Source organism: Ruegeria sp. O6 (genome assembly GCF_056535045.1).
On record NZ_JBQERM010000030.1, the window covers coordinates 1 to 8,369 of the forward strand.

At 56.1% G+C, this 8,369-nt stretch carries 5 protein-coding genes and 1 pseudogene; 4 read left to right on the forward strand and 2 right to left on the reverse strand.

Annotation, left to right across the window (positions count from 1 at the left end):
- Positions 1-291: 291 nt before the first annotated feature.
- Positions 292-1,227 carry a LysR substrate-binding domain-containing protein gene (locus tag ACR0DY_RS19670; RefSeq protein WP_480484929.1) on the reverse strand — a complete coding sequence of 312 codons (936 nt, stop codon included), beginning with the start codon at positions 1,225-1,227 and terminating at the stop codon, positions 292-294.
- A 239-nt stretch (positions 1,228-1,466) separates the two neighbouring features.
- On the opposite strand from ACR0DY_RS19670, the gene ACR0DY_RS19675 reads away from it, so the two are divergent.
- The 4 genes from ACR0DY_RS19675 (at position 1,467) to ACR0DY_RS19690 (ending at position 7,924) form a co-directional block, all read left to right on the forward strand.
- Positions 1,467-2,417: an ABC transporter substrate-binding protein gene (locus tag ACR0DY_RS19675; protein ID WP_480484928.1), complete on the forward strand. Its 951-nt coding sequence runs from the start codon at positions 1,467-1,469 to the stop codon at positions 2,415-2,417.
- Between the two features lie 82 nt (positions 2,418-2,499).
- Positions 2,500-3,528 carry a quaternary amine ABC transporter ATP-binding protein gene (locus tag ACR0DY_RS19680; protein ID WP_480478516.1) on the forward strand — a complete coding sequence of 343 codons (1,029 nt, stop codon included), beginning with the start codon at positions 2,500-2,502 and terminating at the stop codon, positions 3,526-3,528.
- Complete coding sequence (locus ACR0DY_RS19685; protein ID WP_480547670.1) at positions 3,528-5,510, forward strand: ABC transporter permease; 1,983 nt, start codon at positions 3,528-3,530, stop codon at positions 5,508-5,510. Before ACR0DY_RS19680 ends, ACR0DY_RS19685 begins: the two co-directional genes overlap by 1 nt.
- A 14-nt stretch (positions 5,511-5,524) precedes the next feature.
- A complete protein-coding gene (locus ACR0DY_RS19690) occupies positions 5,525-7,924 on the forward strand; it encodes a trimethylamine N-oxide demethylase (protein ID WP_480547668.1) in 2,400 nt (799 codons plus the stop codon).
- 214 nt (positions 7,925-8,138) lie between these two features.
- Here ACR0DY_RS19690 and ACR0DY_RS19695 read toward each other — a convergent pair.
- Positions 8,139-8,369: pseudogene (locus ACR0DY_RS19695) on the reverse strand (IS6 family transposase); the annotation flags it as partial.

Sequence of the window (8,369 nt, forward strand, 5' to 3'; positions counted from 1 at the left end):
CCCATACGGCAAAAGATCATCACTGGATATTCCAAGCTTCGCGCCGATCTCCTGGATCGGCTTCTTATTCGCTTCACGCGCAATTTCGATGTCGGATTTATAGCTCATTGGGTTTGGTCTCCCTGCGTGAGATAGTCTGGATTGGTCCGGCCAGAGCGACAAAACGCAGGGCCAGATTCGGGCAAAATTTTCTTTAAGGTAAATAAATATTCCCAAGGGTCAATACGTGAGTTTAAATACCCAAGGGATGTTCCCATACATCAAGTTAAGATTCGGGGGTTGCGACCAGGATCAGGCGTATCTTTTTCGACCTGCGCTGAGACCCAGCAACCAATCCTCGACGATGCGCTGTTCCGGGAAAGCTTTTTGAAGCGGCCTTTTCAGCAGGTAGTATCCGGATTGCGTTCGCACCGAAGCGTTCTGGACCGGCCTGACCAACGCGCCGCTCTCAAGCAAGGGGTCAACAAGATGGGCCCAGCCCAATGCAATTCCCAAACCATCGACGGCAGCCTGAACCGACAGTGGATAGGTGTTGAAAGCCACAGCTTGTTCCATCGCTGAGGTGGAAACACCGTTACCGCTGAACCATGTACGCCATGTCATCCACTCCGCATGGCTGCTGGTGACTTCAATAAGGTCCAGTTCCGGCAGCGCGGAAAGAACTGCCGCATTGGGGTTGCTTCTGAGGTACTCGGGGCTACAAACCGGAAACACTGTTTCTCCGAACAGAAGCTTTGCTTCGTATCCCGGCCACTCGCCATCTCCACGCAGTATTGTCAGGTCCATGGAATCCGAAAGGCATTCTGCGTCACTGTCCGAAGACACCAGCGAAATACGGATACGACCGTTGGATTTGTTGAACTTGTGCAGTTGTGGCATCAACCACAAAGACGCGACAGAGTTCGTCGCGGAAATCGACACCTTGTTGGCCTGATGTTTGGCCAGCATCTCACGGCTGACGTCCCGCATCTGATCCAGAGACTTCTCGACAGTTGCCAACAGAATGGCACCTTGTTGCGTCAGTGACACCGAACGGTGACCTCGCACAAACAATGGCACATCATAATGCTGCTCCAGCAGGCGCACTTTGCGGCTGATCGCGGTTTCCGAGATGTTCAGCACCTTACTGGCCTGCACAAAGCTTTGCGCTTTTGCCGCGGCTTCAAACGCCAACAAATAATCAAGCGGAGGAAGGACTTTCCCTGTGACTGATGTTTTCTTTGGCATTTACAGGATCTTTCCCGATCTGGACGCGGCCACACGCAAAAACATTCATGGTCACCCGTTGCCGTCTGAACGGGCAACCGACTGTTAACATAGTAAAAAGTTGAGTTTGCCTCAAGATTTTATGGTCAACGCCCCTCAAATTTCTTTTCTGCATTATGAGCGATTCTAGGCAAAATGCACAAATTCGCGGGCCGGAAGAGCCCCTTTGACAAAAAACGAACCTCACTCAGGGAGCGAACATGAAACTTACAAACCTCCTTTCCGCAGCAACCTTGGCGGCAGTAGCGGGAACCGGGGCGATTGCCGAAGACAGCAGCGACCCGATTGTCATTCCAATTCACAACTGGTCCAGCCAGATCGTGATGTCCAACGTCGTCGGTCTGATCTTCGAAGAGATGGGCAACAACGTCGAATATGTCACCACCGACAGCCAGGCGGTTTATGAATCGGTCCGCTTGGGCGACGTCGCGCTTGAGATGGAAGTCTGGGAAGGCGCGTTTGGCGCATCCTACCGGGCCGCGCTGGAAAAGGGCGGTTTGCATGACGCGGGCGATCATGATGCCGTCACGCGCGAAGATTGGTGGTACCCGATGTGGACCAAGGAATCCTGCCCGGGCCTGCCTGATTGGAATGCACTGAACGACTGCGCGCACCTGTTTGCCACGGCCGAGACCGGGGATAAGGGTCGGTATCTTGATGGTCCGGTAGACTGGTTGAAACATGGTAAGGAACGCGCCGAAGCGCTTGATCTGAACTTCACCGTGATCAATGCGGGTTCCGCCGCAGCGTTGTGGGCCGAGATTGGTGCCGCCGAGGCCGACAAGACCCCGGTTCTTGTATTCAACTGGACGCCAAACTTTGCCGAAGCCGTCTGGCCCGGTGAGTTTGTGGAGTTCCCTGCATGGGAAGACGGCTGCGACAAGGATCCTGCCAAGGGTCCGAACCCGGACGCGCTGTATGATTGTGGCAACCCGGCAAGTGGATATCTGAAAAAGGCGGCTTGGGATGGCATGAAAGACAAGTGGCCAGCCGCGTATTGCGCCCTGACCCAGATTTCTTTCACCAACCCTCAGATCGCGGAAATGGCAAAGCTGGTCGACACTGATGAGCTTGAGCCGGAAGAAGCGGCAGAGGAATGGCTGGACGCCAACCGTGCCGTTGTTGACCCCTGGATCAATGCCTGCAGTTGATAACGGCTACGTATAATGAATCTGGCGCGGCCTTGATCGTTTTGTGATCCAGGGCCGCGCTCAACAAGAAAGAAAAGCAGCCATGCCCGCCATCGCGCCTGTCATATCAGCCAAGAATGTCTGGAAACTGTTTGGACCCTCGCCCGAGAGCTATCTGAAGTCCATGCCGGCAGGCCGCAGTTTCGACGAGATCCGTGAGGATGGGTATATCGCCGGGGTCAAGGATGTCTCGATCGAGGTTGGCCGTGGCGAGATGCTTGTCATCATGGGGTTGTCAGGATCGGGCAAATCCACGCTGGTGCGGTGCTTTTCGCGTCTGCACAACATCACCGGAGGCACGATCGAAGTAGACGGTCAGGACATCATGAAACTCAGCGAGCGCGATCTGATCGAATTGCGCCGCAACAAGATGGGGATGGTGTTTCAGTCTTTCGGGTTGCTGCCGCACCGCACGGTTCTGGACAATGTCGCCTTCCCGCTGGAAATGCGTGGGCAGGATCGCCACGACCGGCGCGAACGCGCTTTGGAGGTCATCAAGCTGGTGGGCCTTGAAGGACGGGAAGAATACTTCCCACGGGAATTGAGCGGTGGCCAGCAACAACGGGTCGGTATCGCCCGGTCGCTGGCTATCGAACCGGATATCTGGTTTCTGGATGAACCCTTCTCGGCGCTTGATCCGCTGATCCGCCGTGAAATGCAGGATGAATTCCTGCGCCTGCAAGAGATGCTGGGCAAAACCATCGTCTTCATCACCCATGATTTCGACGAGGCGCTGCGTCTGGCTGACCGGATTGCTATAATGCGCAACGGTGCGGTCGAACAATGCGATACTCCGGATCAGATCGTGATGAACCCGGCGACCGAATATGTGGCGAAATTCACCGAGGATATCGACAAGGCCCGCGTGGTGCATGCGAAAGGGCTGGCAAAACCGGTGAACGGCCATACCCTTGAAGGCGCGCCGATCAATGGCGGATCAACCATTCATGAACTGGCCCGGGTTCTGGTCAATGACAAGCGTATCCTGCTGCCGGTTGCGGATGAAACTGGCGTTGTCACCGGTGTTCTGGATCGCGATGCCGCGTTGAACGTTCTGCTCGGAGCCGAATGATGGCGACACTGTCCACCGAATTACCGGACACGGCAGACGGTGCGTGGGGGCGCACCAGAGTCCTTACCGCACTTCTGATCACCGCCTTTGCGCTGATCCTTGCCAAGGCGGTCGGAATTCTCCCTGAATGGTTGAACCGCATTCCCGAGGCAGCAATCCCGCCGACGGCGCAGGTGCTGGATGCGATCTTCAATTTCATCCAAAACGACCTTGGTCTGATCTACGTGACCCGCTTTATCGCCGAAGGCCCGTTGGAATTCCTGTTGGATATGTCGGCCAACCTGCTCGAAGGCAAGCGCCGCTGGCCTTATCTGGGCCCAATCCCGTGGTCAGCAATCGCTGCTGTCGCTGCTGTTGTGGGCTATGCCGTGGGGGGGTGGCGGCTGGCGGCTCTGGGTGCGGGTACGTTCATCTGGACCGCTGCAATCGGCCAGTGGAACATCGCCATGCAGACCATGTCTGTCATTGTAGTGGCGGCACCGCTGGCGTTTGTGCTGGGCCTGGTGCTGGGCATCGCCGCCTGGAAGTATGGCCGGTTCGAGCGGGTGCTGAAACCCATCCTGTCCGTTCTGCAAACCCTGCCATTCTTTACTTATCTCTTGCCAGCGGTGATCTTTTTCAAAGTCGGACCAACCGCGGGGGCCGTGGCAACAATCACCTTTGCCATCCCGCCGATGATCCTGATGACCACACTGGGTCTGAAGAAAGTCAGCCCCGAAGTGATCGAAGCCGGCCAGATGTCTGGATGTACACGCTGGCAAATGCTGCGGCATGTATACGTCCCAGCCGCCCGCACCGAAGTGCTGGTAGGTGTCAATCAGGTGATCATGCTGTGTCTGGCAATGGTGGTTCTCACCGCCTTTATCGGCATGCCAGGCCTTGGAGCCAAGTTGCTTGCAATGATGGGCAGCTTCAAACTTGGCCGTTCGTTTGAAATCGGCGTGACCATCGTTCTTCTGGCGGTCATGCTTGACCGGATGTCGAAGGCCTGGGTCGTCAAGCAGCCCATTCATTTCGAACGCGGAACGCCATGGTGGAAACGGCACCGGAATCCGCTAATCGCAGTGGGTCTGTTCGTCGGGTTCACCCTGCTGTCGCAAGTGTTTCCGATCCTGGCTGAAGTTGGTCGCAAGCAGCATCTGAGCCAGGGAAAGGAAATCGACGATGTGATCAAGTCGGTTCTGGCCTTCGATGTGATCAAAGGGACAACCGAATGGCTGCGCTGGTTCCTGAACGTCAAAGTTCTGATCCCGTTTCGTGATACTTTGCTTGCCATTCCGACACCTGCGTTCATCCTACTGGTTGTCTCCTTTGCCTATTGGGTCGGAGGCCGCAAACCCGGTATCTATGCTGCGGTGTTTTTTACAATTGTCGCGTTTTCCGGCTGGTGGGATCGCTCGGTCATCACGCTCTATACAGTGATTTCAGCGGTTGTGTTGGCAACTCTGATCGGTATCCCCTTGGGCGTTGTCGCAGCTCGGTCCAAACGCTGGTCCAAGAGTATCCTGCTGGCCTGCGACACTGCGCAAACCTTCCCTAGCTTCATCTATCTGATCCCCGCGATCATGCTGTTCGGCGTCAATGACGTGGCGGTCGTGTTTTCCATCCTGATCTTCGCCGCCGTGCCGCTGATCCGCTATACCATCATCGGTCTGGGAAGCGTGCCGCCGGAAATGACCGAAGCCGCGGATATGTCTGGTTCGACGCGCAGACAAAAACTGATGTCAGTACAGTTTCCACTGGCGCTGCCGACCATGGCCGTCGGGTTCAATCAGGCCATCATGTTCGCGTTCTTCATGGTCATTATCGCCGCGTTCATCGGCACGCAGGATCTGGGGCAGGAATTGCAGCGAACCCTGGCAGGCACCGAATTGGGCAAGAATTTTGTACTGGGTCTGAACGTGTCTCTGATGGCGTTGACCTTTGATATGGCAATCAGCAGTTGGGCCGAAAAGCGCAAGCGCGCTTTGGGGCTGGATTAACCGGAGTTGTTCAGATGAACGTCAAACCCTTGTTTGAGGTACCGTTCGAACGCAGCGGGGTGCTGGCTCCTGGTCTGCCCATCCTGCCGCATGGCACAGAACGCCATCCGGTTCCCGCAATGGGATCGCGCGCCGTTCCGGTGTCCAAAGGGGACACGATCACATTGCTGGATCGCGATGGAATGCAGCCCGCTGAGATGGTATTTTTTGCCCCCGACCGAAGCTCGGACGCGGCGATGCTCGGCGCGCGGGGACACGGGTGTCCCGACGGGGTGATCGCAACGCTGGCAAACGGTTCCGCTTCGGGCCGGAAGGTTCTGCGCGCGCTCGAGGCTGCGGGGTTTGACATCGGGCAGGGCGACGCAATCCGCGCTTTTGTCGAAGGCTCGCGCCCCGGCGACATGGTGCATTTCGTGGCGGAAAGCGATGGTCTTCTGATCGTCGCCGCACCCGGCGAGGCGATGCGCCCGGAAAACAACAACCCTCCAACGGATATCATCCTCTATATTCAGCGTTCCGCGCCGGGTCTGGAAAAGCCGGGTGTTGGCGCGCCTGAGCCGTTGGCCGACCCTCTCAGGGACATCAACATTCAACCGGGAAACGCCATATCTTATGAGGTCAAAGCTGGAGAATTCATCCAGATCTTGGATATTCGCGGCCGCGAATGCTCGGATTTTCAGGCCTTCAGCCGCCGGGCGCTGGATCAGGGGATCGAGCGCGAAATCGATCCGACGACGACCCGCAGCCTGATGGGCAGCCTGTATCCGCAACCGGGGATATTTTCGAAATACTGGTCCGTCGATCAGGAACCCTTGATCGAAATCGTGCAGGACACTTGCGGTCGTCATGACACGTTTGGCCTTGCTTGTACGGCGCGGTACTACGAAGACCTTGGCTATCCCGGCCACGTAAACTGTTCGGACAATATTAACAAAGATCTGGACCAGTATGGCATCAAGCCGCGCGGCGGCTGGCCTGCGATCAACTTCTTTTTCAACACGATGCTGGATGACGCCAATGCCATTGGCATGGACGATCCCTGGTCGCGACCGGGTGACTTCGTGTTGCTGCGCGCGCTGACCGATCTGGTCTGCATCAGCACGGCATGTCCCTGCGACATCGATCCGGCAAACGGGTGGAACCCGACCGATATTCAGGTGCGAACGTACAAAGCGACCGAGGATTTTCAACGATCCTACGGCTATAGAAAATCTGCGGAGGCGGATGTGGAAGAAACCAAGAAAACTGCTTTTCACGACTGCTTTGCGCGGCATACCCGTGATTTCGTCGAGTATAACGGCTATTGGCTGCCGAACACGATGACCAATCATGGTGCGATTTCTGAATACTGGGCCTGTCGGGACAAGGTTGCCGTCATGGACCTGAGTCCTTTGCGTAAATACGAGGTTGTCGGACCCGATGCAGAAGAGCTGATGCAGCTATGCGTGACCCGCAACATGAAAAAGCTAAGCGTCGGTCAGGTCGTCTATACCGCAATGTGTTATGAGCACGGCGGGATGATTGACGATGGCACCGTCTATCGTCTGGGTGAGACGAACTTCCGCTGGATCGGCGGGAATGACACCAGTGGATTGTGGCTTCAGGAACAAGCGCAAAAACGCAACTTGAATGTCTGGGTTCGCAATTCGACGGATCAGCTGCACAACATCGCGGTTCAAGGGCGGCACAGTCGCGACATTCTCTCCAGAATTTTCTGGACACCCCCACAGCAACCAACGATTGACGAACTTCCATGGTTCAGACTGACCGTTGCACGGGTCGGAGATGTGCGCGGAACATCTGTCGTGATCTCCCGAACAGGGTATTCCGGTGAGCTTGGATATGAAATCTTCTGCCATCCCAAAGATGCAGTGGAAATCTTCGACCGAGTCTGGGAGGCTGGTCAGGATTATGGGATCACGCCGCTGGGCCTTGGGGCACTTGATATGCTGCGGATCGAAGGGGGCCTGATCTTTGCCGGGTCAGAATTCGACGACCAGACGGACCCGTTTGAAGCCGGCATCGGTTTTACCGTGCCGCTGAAATCAAAAACCGACGATTTCATCGGGCGGGCAGCAATCGAAGAACGCAAGGCGCACCCCCACCGAAGGCTGGTTGGTTTTGAAATCGAAGGCGGCGTCGTCCCGTCACCCGGCGACTGCGTCCGCGTCGGAAAGGCGCAGGTTGGAGCGATTACCAGCGCAATGAAATCACCCGTTTTAGGGAAAGTCATCGCTTTGGGTCGGATTTCAGTTACCCACGCGACAATTGGGGCAGACATCGAAATTGGGCAATTGGACGGCCAACAAAAACGGCTGAAAGCCAGGATCGTTCCATTCCCTCATTTTGATCCGACAAAGGAACGTGTGAAAGGGATATACTCAGAAACCATGGTTTCGGACGCAGCAGAGTAGTTGACCAAGAGGGCCGGGCTTGTGATTTGGCCGGGCACCGTAAAGGGTTCTGTTGCAAACTTTTGACTATTGACGCGCTCGAATGCAGACGGTGAACGGTCGCCGGTGTATTCACTCGAGAACCAGTCCATGATTTATTTCAAAGGTGCGCAGTATCCGAAACGGTGTTGTCACGTTAACGTCCGGTCGACGAGGGAATGCTGATGGTCGGGATTCAAGCGGCTCGAGTGGCAGCATTCAAGGCTTCGAATGCCTCGAGGCGGTGATAACGGATTGTTTGTGCGGAGCGACGACGTGCCGGGACGCGGAAGCAATTTCTGCCGGCTGATGGGTGGTTACGAACCGCTGCAAACCTCCTCGAGATCGGTATCCTGGCATCGTCCGTTCTCGCTTTCGGAATGGGAGGGGGCTGTTTTCAGCTCGATTGTTGAGGCCCTTGTGCGAC

What these genes read in the sequence shown, in the direction of transcription:
- ACR0DY_RS19670 (WP_480484929.1), bottom strand. Translation starts at nt 1,227, where the DNA reads ATGCCAAAGAAAACATCAGTCACAGGGAAAGTCCTTCCTCCGCTTGAT.
- ACR0DY_RS19675 (WP_480484928.1), top strand. Translation starts at nt 1,467, where the DNA reads ATGAAACTTACAAACCTCCTTTCCGCAGCAACCTTGGCGGCAGTAGCG.
- ACR0DY_RS19680 (WP_480478516.1), top strand. Translation starts at nt 2,500, where the DNA reads ATGCCCGCCATCGCGCCTGTCATATCAGCCAAGAATGTCTGGAAACTG.
- ACR0DY_RS19685 (WP_480547670.1), top strand. Translation starts at nt 3,528, where the DNA reads ATGGCGACACTGTCCACCGAATTACCGGACACGGCAGACGGTGCGTGG.
- ACR0DY_RS19690 (WP_480547668.1), top strand. Translation starts at nt 5,525, where the DNA reads ATGAACGTCAAACCCTTGTTTGAGGTACCGTTCGAACGCAGCGGGGTG.